We start from the raw sequence: 18363 nt of genomic DNA on the forward strand, positions 1-18363 counted from the left end.
TTCTGGGCAGTATTACTTTGCGAACCAATCCAATTTGTTGTGCAGCTGAGTAACGCTACCAACCACAATCAATGCTGGGCTCACAGCTTGCTCTGCCATGCTCGATAACTCGTTCAACTTTCCTTGGAACACGCGCTGCTCCGGGCGCGTACCGTTTTCAATAATGGCGCATGACATCTCAGGATCTAAGCCGTGAGTGATCAGCTTATCCATAATGTGGCCGCTTTGCTTCAAACCCATGTAGAACACAAGCGTGTTGTTGGATTGCGCCAGTGAATGCCACTCAATCTCACGACCATCTTTTTGTACGTGACCAGTGATGAATTGAACGCTTTGCGCATGGTCGCGGTGTGTTAATGGAATACCAGCATAAGCCGTTGCACCCGCTGCTGCTGTGATACCCGGAACCACTTCGTATTTGATACCAAATTCCGCTAGTTCTTCTAACTCTTCACCGCCACGGCCAAAGATAAATGAGTCACCGCCCTTCAGACGCACAACACGCTTACCTTCTTGTGCTTTCTGCACCAAGATTTGGTTGATTTGATCTTGAGGCACACAGTGAAAGTCTAATTTTTTACCTACGTAGATCATCTCTGCTGATGCATGAGCCAATTCTAGAATGTCTTTCGACACCAAACGGTCGTATACAACAACTTCAGCCGCTTGAATGGCTTTTAAGCCTTTTACTGTGAGCAAATCAGGATCACCTGGACCTGCACCAACAAGAGAAATAAAGCCGCTGTTTAAAGATGAGTGAGCAGTAGTCATATCAACGCCTATCGAAAATTTGGACATAAAAAGTAACACTCAAGTCATTAACTCAAGGTTAAAATCACCCCAAGGAGTTATTACTTTTTATAGCTAAATCAATAAAATATGTCGCGAAAGTGAAAGTTAAAAATTGAAATCTAGTTAGAGAATAGTCCCGCCCATCCAGAAGCGGGACCATATTAAGCGAATTACCCGTTAATGGTTATTTAGCCATTGCAGGTTGCGCTTTTACTTCTTCTTCAGCATTGATAGAAGGCGCAGTTTTAGCGTGAGTTAGGTACAGTGGAATACAAGTCATTACTAGACCACCAACAATGTTACCTAGGATGGTTGGGATAAGGTTGAAGTTCAACCAAGTCGCGATACCAAAATCCGCACCTAGAATCATACCTAGTGGGAATAGGAACATGTTTACTACTGTGTGCTCGAATACTAGAGCGAAGAAGATGAAGATTGGGAACCACATCATTGCTACGCGACCAGATACTGAACGTGCTGTCATGTTGCCGATAACGCCTAGACACACCATTAGGTTACAGAAGATGCCGCGTACGAAACACGTGATCCATCCGTCCATACCCATGTTTTCAAAACCAAGGCTACGCGCGGTAGAAACAACGACAAATTTCTTCGCTACTGCATTCAGTTCTAGAGAGAAGTTACCTGTTAGAGAGATAGCCACTAGGTAAGCAACGATCAGAGAACCAATAAGGTTACCCAAGCCTACAAGCCCCCAACAACGGAAGATACGACCCCAAGTGATGCCCGGACGGTTAGCAAACTTAGCCAGAGGCGCTAGACCAAAAACACCGGTTACTAGGTCATACCCCATCACACTTAGAATTACGAAACCAACGGGGAAAACAAGTGCTCCTACAAGGCCGATACCCGTTTGTACAATCGCGGTAATAGCAACCACCACCGCAAGCGAAAGAATAACGCCAGCCATCGTACCGCGAAGCAGAAGGTCTCGCGTGCTTGTATTGGTTTTCGCTTCACCAACATTGATCATGGTTTGCACGAATTCTGCAGGCTTAAAATCAGTAGACATGAATGTGTCCTTATCCAAAATTGAAAGTTAAAAAGTTAAAGATTGAATAGAGAAAGGCTTCCCGTTGACACCTGAACGCTGTCTACAACACCTCGCTTCCCTGTTCCCCTGAGATGATGCTTGGAAAGCCTTTGTCTATTGAATCTAGGTTTCAGTTCATTCCCTCCCCCTAAGAGGAGGGAATGAAAACCAAGCTTACGCAGAGATTTCTACTTCGCCGTTGGTTACGCGGGTTTTGTACGCTTTCACGCTAAAACGCTCGTCTTCCATGCACGCACCTGTTGTCAGGTTAAAGCGTTGCTTCTTAAGTGGGCTAGCCACCCAAAGCTCGCCTTGGTGCTCACAGATCAAACCGCGAGAAAGCACGTTTGATTGGAAGAACGGGTCTGTGTTGCTGATCGCCAGCACTTCTTCTGCTTGTGTTGGGCGGAATACCGCAACTTGCTGACCATCAACCAGTGCACAAACACCTGTGCCCGGTACGATGTCGCTGATTTGGCAAATCTTTTCAAATGACATAATCAACCTTCCCTTATGCTTCAATGATCGCTACGTGTAGGATGTCGCCTTTCGCTTCAGGATGTTTTTCCGTGAAGGTTGCAGGGCGGTGCTGTTCACGCTCTTGTACAAACACAACGTTTTCATCGCGCTTGTCAGAGTTGATGAAGTGCGCGAAACGAGTCAGTTGTGATTCGTCGTTGATGGTCGCAGTCCACTCACACTCGTACTCGTCTACAAGCTTCGCTACATCAGCTTCTAGTTGAGTGTTGATGCCAAGTTTGTCTTCAACAATCACTTCGCGTAGGTAGTCAACGCCACCTTCCATGTTTTCCATCCAAACTGATGTGCGTTGTAGTGGCGCAGCAGTACGGATGTAGAACATCATGAAGCGGTCGATGTACTTGATTAGTGTTTCTTTATCTAGGTCACTTGCAAGTAGGTCTGCGTGACGAGGTTTCATACCACCGTTACCACATACGTACATGTTCCAACCTGCGTCAGTCGCGATAATACCAAGGTCTTTACCTTGTGCTTCCGCACACTCACGAGTACAGCCAGAAACACCGAACTTCATCTTATGAGGTGTACGAATGCCTTTGTAACGGTTCTCGATGTAAGAACCCAGACCAACAGAATCTTGAACGCCGTAACGACACCACGTTGAGCCAACACAGGTCTTCGCCATACGAAGGGCTTTTGCGTACGCTTGACCTGTTTCGAAACCAGCGTCGATAAGCTTGCGCCAGATCTCTGGAAGATCGTCTTTTTGAGCACCAAACAGACCAATACGTTGAGCACCGGTTACTTTGGTGTATAGGTTGTATTCTGCTGCAACGTTCGCTAACGCACCCAGTGCTTGAGGTGTTACTTCACCACCCGCCATACGTGGGATAACAGAGTAAGTACCGTCTTTTTGGATGTTACCTAGGAAGTTATCGTTCGTGTCGTGCAGCTTAACCAGTTGTGGCTTAAGAATGTGCTCACCCCAGCAAGAAGCCAAGATAGAACCAGCCAGTGGTTTACAAACTTCACAGCCGTAACCTTTACCGTATTTCTCTAGAAGCTCATCAAACGTTTTGATCTCTTCAATACGGATTAGGTGGAACAGCTCTTGGCGTGAGTATGCAAAGTGCTCACACACGTCGTTCTTCACTTCGATACCAGATTTAGCAAGCTCAGCATTTAGAACAGACGTCACTAGAGGAATACAACCACCACAGCCTGTACCTGCGCCAGTCACTGCTTTGATGTCAGCAAGCGTATGATTACCATCAGCAACCGCCTGTGCGATCTTGCCTTTTGTCACGTCGAAACAAGAACAGATCACTGCGCTTTCTGGTAGAGCATCTGCACCTAGTGCTGGTTTCTCAGCGCCTGCGTGTGCAGGAAGGATCAACGCATCCGGGTGTTCTGGTAGGTCGATTTCGTTCAACATAAGTTGAAGCAGGTCGCCGTAGTCAGACGTATCGCCAACCATAACCGCGCCAAGCAGTTTCTTGTTGTCTTCAGAAACGACAAGACGTTTGTAAACTTCTTGCTCTTCGTTCTGGTAAACGTAACTCTTACACCCTTCAGTACGACCGTTCGCGTCACCGATAGAGCCTACTTTCACGCCAAGAAGTTTCAGCTTCGCAGACATGTCAGCGCCTTCGAATTTGCTTTCTGTGTTACCTAGTAGGTGGTCAACAGCAACGGTCGCCATCTTGTAGCCAGGAGCAACAAGGCCGTAGAACATTTCGTTCCAAGACGCACACTCACCGATAGCGTAGATGTTCTCATCAGAAGTCTGACAATGGTCGTTGATAGCAACACCGCCACGAGGTGCCACTTCTAGCTCCATTTGGCGTGCTAGTTTGTCTTGTGGGCGAATACCTGCAGAGAATACGATGAAGTCTGTTTCTAGCTCTGAACCGTCAGCAAAACGCATAACGTTGCGTGCGTTTGTGCCTTCTGCCGCAATCTCAAGCGTGTTTTTGCTGGTGTGAACGTTCACGCCCATACGCTCGATCTTTTGACGAAGTTGGTTACCACCAGCCAGGTCAAGTTGCTCAGCCATTAGCTTTGGCGCGAACTCAACAACGTGCGTTTCTACACCCAGTGCTTTCAGTGCGCCTGCTGCTTCAAGACCTAGCAGACCACCACCGACAACAACGCCTGATTTGCTCTTCTTCGCACACGCTTCGATCGCTTTAAGATCTTCGATAGTACGGTAAACAAAACAGTCTTTGCTTTCGTGACCTTTGATAGGTGGAACAAATGGGAATGAGCCAGTAGCAAGAATCAGCTTGTCGTATTGAACTTCACGGCCAGTGCTTGAGTAAACAATGCGGTTTTCACGGTTGATGTTAATCGCGCGTTCGCCGATCAGCATGTTAATACCGTGTTTCTCGTAGAAGCCTTCTTTCACTAAAGAAAGTTCATCTGCAGTATGGTGAGAAAAGTAAGAGGAAAGGTGCACACGGTCGTATGCGACACGAGGTTCTTCACAGAAAACCGTAATGTCCATATTAGACATATCAGCTTTCTCGACTAAGTCTTCAATATAACGGTGCCCTACCATACCGTTACCGATGACTACTAGCTTCAACTTGCTCATTATAATTCCTAAGGGTTAGGTTCTTATCACTGAGCTCATTGTTAATTGTGAAAGAAAATTAATACATGATGTAAATCAATTACAATTTCAAACTACCCTAAAGGGGTAGATGAACGTATTTATCTGACTATTGCGAAATAAAAAGTAATTTATTAACGGATATTGGTAGTTTTAACAAACTGAGATAACCGAAGCCATACTAGCAACGGACTATACCGTTTTGCTTTATGAAGTAAGGCTGACCATCGAAACCGAGCACACCTACGATAAATCCTGTTTTGCTTCTAAACGACGCACTCACTTGACTTCACCGTTTCAAGGTGATCAGAGAACAATATCTGAAGTGATTGAAAGGTTTAGAAAAATCAAGCTTCACAATAAAAATTTTTTACTAGCTAAGTCGCATTATAAAGACTAAAATCAGGTTTAGTTCATATGGAATAGCGTCCATATGATTGATACCGTAATTGACATATAGAGTGCCGTCCCATTTTTGTGAGGCGGCCTTTTATTTGGGAGTCATAAAATGTCAGAAAACAATTCTATCTACATCTCAAGCTTAGATATGAACCGAATCACGGCCTTGTTGGATAAAATGCCAAACATCGCAGCGGAGCTTGTGGAATTAGAAGCAGAGCTCGACCGAGCAACAGTTCTTGAGCCAGAACAAATGCCAGATAACGTGGTCACGATGAACTCAACTGTAGAGTTTAAATTTGCAGGTGAAGATAGAACCATGACAAAGACATTGGTTTACCCTTCTGAACTGAAAAGCAGTGATGATATCTCTATTTTTGCGCCCGTAGGCAGCGCACTGATCGGTTTGTCTGTTGGTCAAAAACTTGAATGGCCAATGCCAAATAATCAAGTGAAGACAATTGAAATTGTCGATATCACATACCAGCCTGAGCGTTGTGGTGCACTAAACCGCTAACCCTCAGTAGTCCCGGTGCAAAGGCCTCCATTTAAGACTTTGCACCAGGAGAGCCCCTCGCTTGCCCCCTATTTCCTTCTTTTTCCAAGTATTTACTTTGCTGCTCTTAAGTAACATCACCGATTTTTTATTATTTACCGCATATTCAATACTTATATCTCCAAGCTCAATCATAGAAATTGCAAAGTATTTTTCGTATATTGTCGCTCCGAAAACGACGTAAATTATGCGCAAAATGGAAGAATATCTAACTCGAATTGCCTGCTTAGAAAAAGAAAATGAAGAGCTGAAGCGGAAGAATGCGCGACTACAAGAAAAGTTGAATGCTGCACTCGACAGTAATGGACTGTGTTTGTGGGAGCAGCATATTCCTTCAGGTACTTTGACGATATTCAATATGCAGTGGGGAAAAATGCTAGGTTATCAGCCCCATGAGTTAACCGCGACGGTTGAAACGTGGAAAAACAATCTCCACCCTGAAGATTATGATCTTGCGGTGGGTGCATTTGAAGATCACCTAGCAGGCAAGACCGACCTTTATGAGGTAGTGCATCGCATGATTCATAAAGACGGCAGTGATAGCTGGGTCTACGATCGAGGGCGCATCGTCGAGTATGGTTCTGATGGCGAACCACTACGGATGATGGGTACTCATATCGATATTACAAAAGAAAAGCGTTATGAGCAGCAACTGGCCAAGTTGGCTTCGAGTGATCCATTGACTGGATTGTTAAATAGAAAAGCAATTGAGGAAAACTTTAATCATCAACCTCAAACCGAACCGTCTCAGCAGTCTGCTTTAGTGTTTGTTGATATAGATAATTTTAAAGCAGTTAACGACCAGCTAGGCCATCATACTGGCGACACCCTCCTCATCAATATCGCCAATAGCTTAACAGAGCTTGCGTCAAGCAAGTCTCAAGTTGGACGCATAGGAGGCGATGAATTTGTTATCTTAAACTGGCATTCAAGTCGAGAGGAAATATCCCAACTTTGCAATCAACTCTTAGATTCAATCATTCCAGCGATAAATCAAGACTTACATAAAGTAACGATAGGAATGAGTATCGGTGTTTGTCTCTTTAACAAAGGAAAGCAACCGTTTAATGAAGTGTATCAAAAAGCCGATCACGCAATGTATGAGATAAAGAAAAATGGCAAAAATGGAGTACAATTTTTCAACTTAAAAAGTTGATATCTCTCCATAAATCATCATGTTATGAAATCAGTCATTTGCTACAACTTGAACTAACTAAAGATAAATTCTTTATATCTAAGCCAGTTACCGAAATTACCCCTAGGTACTCATAAATTTGGCACGATACAAATAAATCCCCTCCTCTCCTAGCATCAACCCAATAAGCAACTACACTCATTTAACTGATAGATTAATTACTACTATTATGAAGGGAGTTGTTTTTGATGGATACAAAACAGATTTCTACAGTTATCATAATTTTAGTTCTTTCTGCATTAGTAGTTGCTTATTTAAAGTTAACAACGGTATCAAATGCTATCCACAAACCTACAACAATCGGTATATCTAAGACGCCTCTGTCAGCCCCTTTTATCATTGCAGAGCACATAGGTGCGTTTGAAGAAAACGATTTAAACGTCGAACTTATCATGTGCTTTGGAGGGGTCGAATGTTCAAACCTACTTCTAGAAAACCATGTTAATTACGCCACTTTTTCTGAAAGCGTACTGATGTTTAAAAGCTTTGAATACAAAGATTTAGCATTAATCACTTCTTTTGCATCTTCTACGAATGATATTAAGCTGCTAACTAAAAAGCGGTCTGGCATAGAAAGTATAGATAAATTACCAGGAAAAAAGGTTGGTGTAATAAAAAAGAGCGCTAGCGAATATTACTTAGACTTGTTGCTACAGGTAAATGACATTGATTTAGAAAAAGTAGAAAAAATATCATCAACAACGCAGGTTATTATAAATCATTTAATGCAAGGAAACGTCGATGCAATATCTACTTGGGAGCCATACGGATTTATGGCCAAGAATAGAATAAATGAAGAAGTAAAGAACATAGGAATTATTGGCGTGTATAAACTTTACTTTTTGCTTGTATCAAAAGAAATACACATTGAAAAATCAGATCAAGAAGTAATGAAAATAATAAAGTCACTTCATCACTCAATTAACTGGATGGATAAAAACCCTCATTTAACAATGAAAATACTATCACAAAAACTTAACACAACAGTTGAAGAAATATCTTGGAGTTGGGATGATTATAACTTTCGATTAAATTTAACGAATTCTTTATTATTTACATTACAATCAGAAGCTAATTGGGCATTAAAACAAAACTATGTAGAAGGACAGATTCCAAATTACAGAAAAATATTTAAAGAAAACTATATCAATTCATATTTTGATGGTCTAGATTAAAATGCATCGTTCGTTAAACCACTATTTAGCATCACTATTCAGTCTAAGCGTAATACTATGTATCAGCGTTATAGTATACATAAGCTTCATAAAAATAGAAGATTATAAAGCCAAGAAACAATTAAACCAAATAATGGACATACAAATATCATTAGAGTCATTAAGTAGTTATCTTTGGGCTTACACTCAAAATAGGGGAAAAAACAATTTCACACAATTCATGATTTCTCATAACAAATTAAACGAATTATTATCTCAAAATGAAGATGTTTTATACCTTACTAAAGACCTAAAAAAAATGAATCTCGAACTGTATTTTTTAGTTCAATACGAAAATAATCATTTACTAGACAAAGATCGCCATTATGATTCAGTCGTAAATTATAATAAATCAAATCCTGTCATACAATCCAGAATAAACATTGTATCCCAGGATATGAATAATGAAATAATATATATTTATAAAAAAATACTTAATAATAAGTCTACAAAACTACAAAATTTAAATTATTACACTCAAGCAGGTATTATTTTTATCTCTCTGGTTGTTATGCTATTATGCTTTTATATAAAAATAAAGTTCAAGAGAAGCTTTCAAAGGTTTATAAATGGAATAAAACAATTAAGCAGGTCAAATTTTGACTATAAAATCCCTTCAGAAAATCAATTCACGGAATTTGAAAATCTGTCTTGTTACTTCAATAAAATGGCGGCATTGTTAAACCACACAACAATATCAAAATCAAAACTTAAAGAAGAAGTAGAGAATCAAACTTCAGTTCTAAATCGTCAAAAAGAAAGTTTGGTATTTTTGTCTGAGCACGACTCCTTAACTAATATCTACAATCGTCGAGCAATAGAAAAACATTTGATCCAGCTTACGCGTAATTTCAGAGGCAGTGAGAATAGTTTTAGTTTGTTTTTTATAGATTTAAATTTATTTAAGGATATTAACGATAGCCATGGCCATGAGGCAGGTGATGCAGTGTTAAAATCTGTAGCTAGTAGATTATCAAGTATTATCGACGAATCAGACATGGTAGGCCGCTTTGGTGGAGATGAATTTATTATTATTCATCGTTCACACACAACAGGTACGTCTCTGTCTGCATGTGCACTACGCTATATCCAAGAAATAGAAAAAGTAATTCATTTTAAAGGTAAAGAGTTATGCGTCGGAGCTAGCATTGGTATTGCACTCTATCCTGAGCATGGGTCGAATGTACATGAATTATTAACAGCGGCAGACAAGTCTATGTATCAGTCAAAACGTTCTAAAGCTAGCTCGTTCACTATTGTCGACAACAGCAGTTCGCTGTTAAAGAGGCCTATGTTTTAATCTAAAGTAGCTGTGGAAACGTTCTACATGCGAATATTCAACGACATCGACCACTGTGGCCACTTACAGTAATAAAGCCGCTTTTATCACATAGCAAAAGCTAAACTCGTAAGCTAAACGCTCTCCAGGCATTGAAGAAAAATAATCCATTGTGAATGGTTAATCCTCCCCTTTTAAACGTCAACTTTCACCACCATATGATAGTTAAGATTCATTAACAGGCTATAACTATCCTATGTCTTTTCCTCGTTTATCTGTTCTGGATTTGGCACCCGTGTCCGACGGAACAAACTTCACCGAAACGTTCGAACGCTCCGTTGAATTAGCTCAATCAATCGAGTCCTGGGGCTATCATCGGTTTTGGATGGCTGAACACCATAACATGCCCGACATCGCCAGTGCCGCAACCAGTGTATTACTCAGTCATATTGGAGCGCACACGAACTCGATCCGTTTAGGATCAGGTGGAGTCATGTTACCTAACCATGCACCACTAGTTATTGCAGAGCAATTCGGAACGTTAGAGGCATTATACCCTGGTCGTATTGACCTCGGATTAGGACGCGCACCAGGCACCGACTACCAAACAATGCATGCATTAAGGCGGGAACCAGAGCATATGGATCCTGACTTTGAAGAGCTGTTGGAGGAACTTAATTTCTTTCTTGGTCCCGTATCTCGAAATCAACCAGTCGCGGCTTATCCAGGTAACAACACATCTCTGCCGATTTGGCTTCTGGGGTCGAGTACATACAGCGCACGTTTAGCAGCTAAGAGAGGCTTACCTTTCGCATTTGCTGCACACTTTGCTCCAGATGCAATGTCTCGTGCTCTAAACTTTTATCGAGATGAGTTTGTCCCATCCGAGCATTTAGCTCAACCCTATGTGATGATTTGTGCCAACGTTATCGTAGCGGATACTCAGTCACATGCAGATTTTCTCGCGACAACAGAGAAGCAAAAATTCTTAAAAATGATTCGCGGCAATCGCGAAAAACTTCGCGCACCAGTGAAAAGTATGGCACCACTATGGTCAACACAGGAAAAGCTTCACGTTGAAACTCAATTACGTGAATCTATCCATGGTGATCAAACATATGTAAGACAGAAAATTGAGAAACTTTTGGAACGCACTGGGGCAGATGAAATTATGGTAAACACGATGGTGTTTGAACAATCTGAGAAGTTGAGATCCTACAGGTTACTATCGGAACTCATGGACAAGTAAAAGAATGGAGGCGCCTCCCGGAGTCGAACCGAGGTCCACGGATTTGCAATCCGCTGCATAGCCACTCTGCCAAGGCGCCTTTCTGATTTTGTATCTCTGTCACCAAAGATTTTGATGGTGCCCCGGGCCGGACTTGAACCGGCACAGCGCGAACGCCGAGGGATTTTAAATCCCTTGTGTCTACCAATTCCACCACCAGGGCAACGCAATCATGCGATGGGTTAGACACCATCTGTCTCATCGACCTTTGCCGTGAGAACGAGGCGTACTTTAACGGATAATAATTTTAGGTCAACAAAAAATATTCTATTTATCAACTGACTGGAGATAAATCCACCTATTTGTATAAATTAATACCAGAAATGTCGATTCCTATCCCCTTTTTGTACTAGCAATTCGTTGCCTGAAAACATATCGTAAACGCATACTTCTGCTAGTTTATAAATCAGACATTTACAATAAGTAAAATATTCTTTATTCGCTAACTTTTAACCTCAATAAATACAACTCATTTTATATCAACCTATTGCAAACAAATGGGCTCATTTCTTTTAACTAAACTCATACTATTTCTCCTACTCTCCATTAATAATCAACTTTTTTTACTACTATGCCAAAGTCTGTGCTTTCTATAGTTTGAATTGTTAAACAACGAATGCAATTGAACAGATAGGGGCGAGTAAATGACTAAAATATTTTTTACTCTTCGTAGATTCGTGATAACGCTAACGGTTATGAGCCTATCGATCCCTTTCTATGTCCGTGCGAACACCTTGACCATGGGGTTAGCAGGTCAAATTAAAGATCGTTGTGAGATTACTTTTTTATCAGGCAATGTGATGACCTTTTCTGAGCAGAAGACGCAATCATTGCCCTTCTCACTATATTGCAATCGCCCTTTGGGGATCACCATCAATTCTCAATATGGTGGCCTTAAATATGAACATCAGGGCGTTGAATTAATTGAAAATTACGAATTATCGTTGCAAGTCGATGAGCTTCGATTAAATGAAAGTCGACTTAGTAGACAATTGCTTTCGCCCGCAATGATAGACAGCTCTGGTGTTATTCCTTTTACTCAACGAGGAGTACTTAGGGTAACGCTCGAAAATAACTTGCTTTATGCGGGTTATTATCATGACGTTATTGAAATTGAAGTATACCCTTCAATTCATAGCGTAACAAAGTAGGAACTCTGCAAATAACTGCAGAGCAATATACGCTCAGCCGTAATTGAGCCAACAATCAAAAGTGAAAGGAATTTCTTATGAAAAAGCTAACACTCTGTGCAGCTGCTGTAACCGCTATTTTTGGTGCTAACGCTTACGCCGCTCCAGGTGACGTTCAGTTAGTTGGTTATGTATCACCTGTTTGTGAAGTGACTGGCCTTGCCACACAGTTAATTGACTTTGGTAACGTCTCAACAATTCAAAGCGTTAGTGTAGGTGGTCTGGAATTGAAATGTAATGATGCAGATGGTGCGACCGTTACCATGACCAGTGCGGAAGGTGGTTTGGAGTCGGATGATAATGAAGACTTTGCTCTAAAATATGACGCAACATTTAACCCTGCTGGCGGTTTAGCATCCTTTACATTGAACGCACCGGGTGGCCCTGGTCTAAACGATGTTTCAGCTTCTCAATCTTATGGTGGTTCAGGCAATTTGGCTACTGGTGTAGGTGCATCAATTGACATTGTTACTACCGAGACATCTCCTTGGGCTGGTGGCTACTCTGACACATTAACTGTGAATATCACCTCAAACTAAACGTACAGAATGAGGGGGCGTATTTCGCCTCCTCCTTTATTGTCATGTAAGATTTTTTTGATGGAGCTCACTGCTATGATTCGTTGGTTCACATTTTTCTTTTTGTCGTTTACGTGTATGTTCGCACATGCTTTTAAAGTAGAACCGATGTCTGCCGAGATGGCACCATTAGGGAAACGTGCTCAAATGACGATGCGGGTGGAGAATACCTCTACTGTGCCATTGACGGTAGAACTACAACCCTATTTCATGACCATGGATGAATATGGTAACGAGACCATTGTGCCTGCGGATGAAGAATTATTGGTCATACCCGTCACTGCCATTATAGAACCAGGCCGGGCACAATCAGTTATGATTCGTTACTTAGGCGATCCATCCATCACTGAATCTAAAGCGTATCGGGTTGCGGTTAAACAAGTTAAAGTGGAACGAGCCAGCAGCAATCAAGGCCAAGTGAGTTTACTTCTTCGATTCAACACGCTCATCAATGTTCGTCCGCAAAACACCTCGCCCCAGTTTTCCGTCACAAGTATAAAACAAAACGACAAAGACAATTGGGTTCTAGATGTGCTGAATAGCGGCAACAGTTACGGACGATTAACCAACACGACGTGGAAAGTATCCGATGGCACTCAATCTACTTATTTAAAAGGAAATGAAATTTCACAACGTATCTCAGGGACGTTAGTATTGCCCCACTCCAAACGTTCTTTTGAAATGTTGCCACTCGAGAACTTCAACATTCGTACACTATCAATTGATATTGAACAGGAGGAGTAACGATGCAATGGCGTTTATTAGCCGGAGTGATAGTGTGCTTTATATATACTCAAGCGTTTGGAATTACACTCTCCCCCACGGTCATTGAGCTAAATACGGATCATCAACTAACTTCGCAGTTGGTAGTTTCCAACAACTCAACCAAAACGCTCGCACTTGAAGCCAACGTTCGACGTTTGACATTTGCGCCTAATGGTACGTTTGAAACGTCTACGTCTAGCTCACCAAATGAAGACATTTTGGTGTTTCCGCCCGCAGCAATGCTCGCGCCCGGAAAGCGTCAAACATTTAGAATACAATGGCTAAGTAAAGTGCCTCTCGAAATGTCGCAAAGTTACTTTATCCGCTTTAGCACCGCCGATATAAATCGAAGCAGTACTCAAGTTGAAAAGGTGAATGGTTTGTCTACTGGGATTAATCTACAGATCCACTACAATGCACTGTTACACGTTCACTCGTCTTCTCTTCAACCGGACATAAAGTTACATATTGGTGAACATGGTAGTTTAACGCTCACTAACACCGGGAATCGATTTACCTTCACTTCATTACTCAGGTTCGACAACCTTCCTGATGATATTAATCAGACCGTGCATAAGGCGCTGGGTGAGCAGTTTGTTCCGCCTCATTCTACTATTACTGTACATTCTTCTTCGATTCAATTACCCGTTGGCATATATCATGGTTATGAAAACTGACATTTTTAAGATCATGCGCACGTTGGTTACGCCCACTTTCATGTGCTGCTTGGTTCTATTCATAATAAATTCTGCTGCCCACAGCCAAGAAATGGTGCTTAATCCAACTGGCCGAGATATTAAACTCACCTCTTTACTAAGGGTCAGTGATACTATATTAGGTGAAGCAGACATCACCATTACGGCAGACAACCAAATTTTATTACCCAAAGAGGACACCCTGTCTCTCCTAACGTCAGTTGTGACACAAGAGGTAATAAATGCGCTTAAAGAATCCAGTGGTGATGACATATTGTCTCAACAGCACTTCGCACAAACAGGGGTAAGTTTAACCTTTGATTTTGCTTCATTAGAATGTGTCTTGACAATCCCACCACAGTCCAGCCTGACACAGAATTTATCTATGAGCGAAGCGGGAAATTTATATAATTATGCGAAGCCAAGCCTTTTGAGTGGCTATGTGAATGTGTCGCTTTCCGCCAATGAAAGTCAATTTGTCGACGAAGACTCTGCTCGAGAAAGCCTATATCGCAGTCGATTCGACTCAGCATTCAATCTAAGCATGCTTAATTTTGAATATGAATCCTTTATAGAAAATGGTTCTCTAACCGGTTCAAGCTACATTAGAGAAGGCACACGCCTTAATATCGATTACCCCCAACAAGGTACTCGAGTAGTAATAGGCGATATGTACAACAGTGGTCAAGCTTTTCAAGATGGAACAGACATTTTGGGAGTTGGCGTGACGCGTGACTTCACTCTTATACCCACCAAAAATGTACGCCCTCGTGCAAGTCAATCATTCACACTCCAGCGCACGTCTAATGTCGATGTGTATATCGATGGCATCCCTGTACAAAGATTAACCCTTGGTGCGGGCAGTTATAATCTCAGTGATATTCCACTAGCACAAGGAAACAATGATATTGAGCTCGTTATTACTGATCGTTCAGGAAATGAAGAACGCATTGAATTTTCGATTGCGACCGGTAATGATTTATTAAACAGTGGCGAATTCGAATACAGTATCATGTATGGCGTTCCATCAGAAATCCAAAATAAACAATTAGAATACCTCACGGATGAACGTATTTTTCACGGTTATCTCGATGTTGGTGTCTCACCTTGGTTAACCTTAGGAGTTAATTCTCAAGTGCGTGAAAACCTATACCAATATGGTGCTAGCGCACTTTTCGCTTCTAAACTAGGCATTACTGAATTAAACGCTTCACACAGTGATCATCCGATTTATGGTCGCGGTGACGCTTATAAAGTAGCATTCGATGCCGAATTTTCTAAATCAAACTCACTAGAGCCACAGTTAAGCCTCAGTTATGAATATTTAAGCAATAGCTTCAGTGGAATATCGGCATATGAAGCATCAAGCAGTGATATTAATTTAACGACTCATTATGCTAGTGCTTTTGGATCCATCTATCTTTCACGTTCATTACGCGCGGCTGTTACTCTAAATTATCGAGCTGGCGTTGATAAAAAAAACGACTATTGGATTGTAAGCCCCAGCCTATCTGCAAGATTATTCGATACACCCGCCACGTGGAGCGCTCGTGTTAATTATAAGAATAACGAGAGGGGGAGCGATGACATTAGCACGACTCTCACCTTAAGTTGGCCACTCAGCAAACAAACACGTGTCGTTGGTCGTTATTCAACAGAACTCAATGAAAGTGCCTTAGATTATAGTTATCAAAATAATATTGGAAGCACTGGCGGCGTTTCTGCATTTGCCAGTGCCATTAATAACAAAGAGACTGACGCGGATGTTAATCTTGGGGTTAACTATACGGCAAACCGCTATGAATTAAGCGCGAGTCACACCTCTCGCCTTGAGAGCATCAGTGATAATACGAGAAATCATAGCACCGATCTTAAGCTTAGTAGTGCGGTGGCATTTGCAGGGTCATCAGTGACAATAGGAAGACCCGTTAGAGAAGCGTTTGCCATCATTAATAAACATGAAAGCCTTGCAGAGAACGACATTGCCATCGACCCTACCCGAGACGGTAAGCAAGCACGCGTCTATCTCTATGAAGACTCTTCTGCGTTGGTTCCTGACCTTGTGGCCTATAGCAGCCAAGTGATCGGATACGACGTGGAAAACTTACCACCCGGTTACGATCTCGGAGAAGGCGCTTTTTGGGTTAAACCTGGCTATAAAAAAGGATTCCAACTGCAAATTGGTTCTGATGCGGTATTAACCGTCATTGGTAAACTGTTCGATCGTCAAAGTAACAGCCCTATTTCACTTGTTGCGGGCTTTGCGCAGTACCTTGGTAAAACACAGCAACAACCAATTGAATTCTTTACAAACCGTAGTGGTGTTTTTGCGATTTCTGGATTAAAACCGGGGCAATACAAACTCGTTCTTGACACTAAAGAACAAGAGTCAGTAGTTATTAATCTTAGTGAACGAAGTGACACCTTGATCAGATTAGGAGAGTTATATGTCGATTAAACAACTAAAGCGGAGCGCGTTGTTCTTGCTACCATTGGCTAATATACCTTCTGTTTGGGCTTGTGAAGCTAACTCTCTGTCTATCCAACCAGTATCAACACAAGCAAAATACGATGTCTTCAATAACAGCAGTTTTGCAACAACCAATACCTATCGTGTGAGTGCAAATATTATTGGTGAGGGCTGCAAACTGAACTTAGTTTTACAGCTTGACGATACAAGTAAATCATTGAAAAGTAGCCGTCAAGATTCGCTCTTTTTCGAGTGGAGTGGGCAATCAGGTAACACAATAGCTAATCAATGGCGCTTTACTTTGACCGAGAACCAACCTGCTGCAACCGTACAAATGCGCTTTCCCGCTAAACAATGGTTAACGTCAGGGATCTATCGAGGCGTATTAGAAGTTGCTACGTCATATGCACAAATAGACGGCAAAATAGAAATAAGTCCTACTTTGCTTCCTGTCACTGTGGATGTACCACCAGCAGCGAAAATTCATTTTTACGGATTATCACAACCACATTATGACCTTGACTTAGGAACGTTACACTCAAACAAAGTAATCAATTCATCGCCTAACCTATGGGTTCAAAGTAACTCTGCCTATGCGGTTGTTTTGGAGTCATCAAATCATGGTGCATTACGCCACGAATCACATGAACCCAAGTGGGATATTCCCTATCAAATTATCTTCGACAACGACTACGTCAATCTTACACAATTTAGTGTACGTATCCCACGTCACGCTGCTACGACTGGTCAACCTATTCCTCTGATCTTTGTTATTGGTAACGCAGAAGAAAAACCTGGAGGTCAATACGAAGACACATTGCAGATATCAATCGAACCTAATTTATCCCAACAGCCATAAAGCGATACATATATCAAAATATGAATACCACATTGGCAAACTTCCGCGTTGTTACCTAGAATTGACTAATCTATAAGTGAGCACAATAAAAAACGGAAATTATAACTATGAGTTATGTAGAACAAGAACATAATTGTAATCGGGCTATAAAGCATATACTTTTGATAGGCGATGACGGGATTAGCAACCAATTTATAATACAAGAAATAAACAAAAGTGGCTATTTTTCTTTTGAAAGAAAATGCTTACAAGAAATTAATAAATCTACTAAGACCATCAGCTCTGATCTCGTTCTTATTAGTTATCTAACCTTAGAAAAGGTTATCGATATCCAAGTAACGTTATCACAGGTATTATCCAATAAATGGATAATTTATGATTTTCCTAAAGAAATTGGAGAAATGATAGTAGCAGAAACACAATTAATGTATCTCATAGATTTGAAAGGGATTATCTACCAGGATGCACCTATAGAGCACTTTACGCGTTGTTTAAAAAGCGTAATTGATGGTGATCTGTGGCTGCCAAGAAAAGTAATGACAGAGATGATAACCGACATTCGTCCTTATGCACTACAGCTGCAAGCGAAACAGACTCATTTAACCAAGAGAGAGATTCAAATATTTAAACTTGTCATCAAAGGCGCATCCAATCGTGAGATATCTGAAGATTTATTTATCGCTGAATGTACCGTTAAAACACATGTTTACAACATATATAAAAAATTAAAAGTAAATAACCGTAAGGAAGCCATTCAAAAGGCAAGCTTTATTTATGATAAAATTTTATTTACCCAGTATCATCACTAACCTTTTCATTGCTTGCAAACTAAATTCACGGTGAAAACATCTAATTCATCTATCAGTTCTTTGATAGTAACTATTCACCCGCGAGCTGGCTTTGTTGCTTAAATCGATGGAACTAAATCAAGAAGC

At 41.3% G+C, this 18363-nt stretch carries 16 protein-coding genes and 2 tRNA genes; 12 read left to right on the top strand and 6 right to left on the bottom strand.

Going from position 1 to position 18363, the window contains the following annotated elements; all coding sequences use genetic code 11:
- Nucleotides 1-12: 12 nt before the first annotated feature.
- From cobA to nirB, 4 genes are all read right to left on the bottom strand, one after another.
- The gene (gene cobA, locus R7040_RS05100; RefSeq protein WP_086047380.1) at nucleotides 13-771 is read right to left on the bottom strand and encodes a uroporphyrinogen-III C-methyltransferase; all 759 of its coding nucleotides are present in this window, start codon (nucleotides 769-771) and stop codon (nucleotides 13-15) included.
- A gap of 205 nt (nucleotides 772-976) precedes the next feature.
- Nucleotides 977-1825 (bottom strand): formate/nitrite transporter family protein, encoded by an 849-nt coding sequence (locus R7040_RS05105; RefSeq protein WP_138940309.1) that lies wholly within the window; start codon nucleotides 1823-1825, stop codon nucleotides 977-979.
- A 195-nt stretch (nucleotides 1826-2020) separates the two neighbouring features.
- On the bottom strand, nucleotides 2021-2344 hold the full coding sequence (gene nirD / locus R7040_RS05110; RefSeq protein WP_005387969.1) for a nitrite reductase small subunit NirD: 324 nt from the start codon (nucleotides 2342-2344) through the stop codon (nucleotides 2021-2023).
- A 13-nt stretch (nucleotides 2345-2357) separates the two neighbouring features.
- Nucleotides 2358-4922, bottom strand: a complete 2565-nt coding sequence (gene nirB, locus R7040_RS05115) for a nitrite reductase large subunit NirB (protein WP_318081111.1) — start codon at nucleotides 4920-4922, stop codon at nucleotides 2358-2360.
- Nucleotides 4923-5448: 526 nt separating this feature from the next.
- Between nirB and rnk the strand changes: the two genes are divergently transcribed.
- From rnk to R7040_RS05140, 5 genes are all read left to right on the top strand, one after another.
- Nucleotides 5449-5856: a nucleoside diphosphate kinase regulator gene (rnk, locus tag R7040_RS05120; RefSeq protein WP_005394604.1), complete on the top strand. Its 408-nt coding sequence runs from the start codon at nucleotides 5449-5451 to the stop codon at nucleotides 5854-5856.
- 235 nt (nucleotides 5857-6091) lie between these two features.
- Complete coding sequence (locus R7040_RS05125; protein WP_025767735.1) at nucleotides 6092-7051, top strand: GGDEF domain-containing protein; 960 nt, start codon at nucleotides 6092-6094, stop codon at nucleotides 7049-7051.
- A gap of 227 nt (nucleotides 7052-7278) precedes the next feature.
- Complete coding sequence (locus R7040_RS05130) at nucleotides 7279-8265, top strand: ABC transporter substrate-binding protein (RefSeq protein WP_005376042.1); 987 nt, start codon at nucleotides 7279-7281, stop codon at nucleotides 8263-8265.
- Between the two features lie 133 nt (nucleotides 8266-8398).
- The gene (locus R7040_RS05135) at nucleotides 8399-9604 is read left to right on the top strand and encodes a GGDEF domain-containing protein (RefSeq protein ID WP_226977227.1); all 1206 of its coding nucleotides are present in this window, start codon (nucleotides 8399-8401) and stop codon (nucleotides 9602-9604) included.
- A 235-nt stretch (nucleotides 9605-9839) separates the two neighbouring features.
- Nucleotides 9840-10832: an LLM class flavin-dependent oxidoreductase gene (locus tag R7040_RS05140; RefSeq protein ID WP_025767734.1), complete on the top strand. Its 993-nt coding sequence runs from the start codon at nucleotides 9840-9842 to the stop codon at nucleotides 10830-10832.
- A 5-nt stretch (nucleotides 10833-10837) separates the two neighbouring features.
- Here the strand turns inward: R7040_RS05140 and R7040_RS05145 are convergent.
- Together R7040_RS05145 and R7040_RS05150 are read right to left on the bottom strand one after the other, a co-directional pair.
- Nucleotides 10838-10911: transfer RNA gene (locus R7040_RS05145), tRNA-Cys, on the bottom strand.
- Between the two features lie 36 nt (nucleotides 10912-10947).
- Nucleotides 10948-11034: transfer RNA gene (locus R7040_RS05150), tRNA-Leu, on the bottom strand.
- Nucleotides 11035-11515: 481 nt separating this feature from the next.
- Here R7040_RS05150 and R7040_RS05155 point away from each other — a divergent pair.
- The 7 genes from R7040_RS05155 to R7040_RS05185 all read left to right on the top strand — a co-directional run bounded on the left by R7040_RS05155 (nucleotide 11516) and on the right by R7040_RS05185 (nucleotide 18237).
- A complete protein-coding gene (locus tag R7040_RS05155; protein ID WP_225492135.1) occupies nucleotides 11516-12022 on the top strand; it encodes a hypothetical protein in 507 nt (168 codons plus the stop codon).
- Nucleotides 12023-12099: 77 nt separating this feature from the next.
- Nucleotides 12100-12600 (top strand): hypothetical protein, encoded by a 501-nt coding sequence (locus R7040_RS05160; protein ID WP_169644000.1) that lies wholly within the window; start codon nucleotides 12100-12102, stop codon nucleotides 12598-12600.
- Nucleotides 12601-12675: 75 nt separating this feature from the next.
- Nucleotides 12676-13383, top strand: coding sequence for a molecular chaperone (locus R7040_RS05165; protein WP_169643998.1), 708 nt, complete (start codon nucleotides 12676-12678; stop codon nucleotides 13381-13383).
- A 2-nt stretch (nucleotides 13384-13385) separates the two neighbouring features.
- Nucleotides 13386-14081, top strand: coding sequence for a fimbria/pilus periplasmic chaperone (locus R7040_RS05170; protein ID WP_169643996.1), 696 nt, complete (start codon nucleotides 13386-13388; stop codon nucleotides 14079-14081).
- 91 nt (nucleotides 14082-14172) lie between these two features.
- Nucleotides 14173-16557, top strand: coding sequence for a fimbria/pilus outer membrane usher protein (locus R7040_RS05175; protein WP_169644015.1), 2385 nt, complete (start codon nucleotides 14173-14175; stop codon nucleotides 16555-16557).
- Nucleotides 16547-17428: a hypothetical protein gene (locus tag R7040_RS05180; protein ID WP_169643994.1), complete on the top strand. Its 882-nt coding sequence runs from the start codon at nucleotides 16547-16549 to the stop codon at nucleotides 17426-17428. Before R7040_RS05175 ends, R7040_RS05180 begins: the two co-directional genes overlap by 11 nt.
- Nucleotides 17429-17535: 107 nt before the next feature.
- On the top strand, nucleotides 17536-18237 hold the full coding sequence (locus tag R7040_RS05185) for a response regulator transcription factor (RefSeq protein ID WP_169643992.1): 702 nt from the start codon (nucleotides 17536-17538) through the stop codon (nucleotides 18235-18237).
- Nucleotides 18238-18363: the final 126 nt, after the last annotated feature.

This window comes from Vibrio sp. 1069 (assembly GCF_033340555.1).

What these genes read in the sequence shown, in the direction of transcription:
- cobA (WP_086047380.1), bottom strand. Translation starts at nt 771, where the DNA reads ATGACTACTGCTCACTCATCTTTAAACAGCGGCTTTATTTCTCTTGTT.
- R7040_RS05105 (WP_138940309.1), bottom strand. Translation starts at nt 1,825, where the DNA reads ATGTCTACTGATTTTAAGCCTGCAGAATTCGTGCAAACCATGATCAAT.
- nirD (WP_005387969.1), bottom strand. Translation starts at nt 2,344, where the DNA reads ATGTCATTTGAAAAGATTTGCCAAATCAGCGACATCGTACCGGGCACA.
- nirB (WP_318081111.1), bottom strand. Translation starts at nt 4,922, where the DNA reads ATGAGCAAGTTGAAGCTAGTAGTCATCGGTAACGGTATGGTAGGGCAC.
- rnk (WP_005394604.1), top strand. Translation starts at nt 5,449, where the DNA reads ATGTCAGAAAACAATTCTATCTACATCTCAAGCTTAGATATGAACCGA.
- R7040_RS05125 (WP_025767735.1), top strand. Translation starts at nt 6,092, where the DNA reads ATGGAAGAATATCTAACTCGAATTGCCTGCTTAGAAAAAGAAAATGAA.
- R7040_RS05130 (WP_005376042.1), top strand. Translation starts at nt 7,279, where the DNA reads ATGGATACAAAACAGATTTCTACAGTTATCATAATTTTAGTTCTTTCT.
- R7040_RS05135 (WP_226977227.1), top strand. Translation starts at nt 8,399, where the DNA reads ATGGACATACAAATATCATTAGAGTCATTAAGTAGTTATCTTTGGGCT.
- R7040_RS05140 (WP_025767734.1), top strand. Translation starts at nt 9,840, where the DNA reads ATGTCTTTTCCTCGTTTATCTGTTCTGGATTTGGCACCCGTGTCCGAC.
- R7040_RS05155 (WP_225492135.1), top strand. Translation starts at nt 11,516, where the DNA reads ATGACTAAAATATTTTTTACTCTTCGTAGATTCGTGATAACGCTAACG.
- R7040_RS05160 (WP_169644000.1), top strand. Translation starts at nt 12,100, where the DNA reads ATGAAAAAGCTAACACTCTGTGCAGCTGCTGTAACCGCTATTTTTGGT.
- R7040_RS05165 (WP_169643998.1), top strand. Translation starts at nt 12,676, where the DNA reads ATGATTCGTTGGTTCACATTTTTCTTTTTGTCGTTTACGTGTATGTTC.
- R7040_RS05170 (WP_169643996.1), top strand. Translation starts at nt 13,386, where the DNA reads ATGCAATGGCGTTTATTAGCCGGAGTGATAGTGTGCTTTATATATACT.
- R7040_RS05175 (WP_169644015.1), top strand. Translation starts at nt 14,173, where the DNA reads ATGGTGCTTAATCCAACTGGCCGAGATATTAAACTCACCTCTTTACTA.
- R7040_RS05180 (WP_169643994.1), top strand. Translation starts at nt 16,547, where the DNA reads ATGTCGATTAAACAACTAAAGCGGAGCGCGTTGTTCTTGCTACCATTG.
- R7040_RS05185 (WP_169643992.1), top strand. Translation starts at nt 17,536, where the DNA reads ATGAGTTATGTAGAACAAGAACATAATTGTAATCGGGCTATAAAGCAT.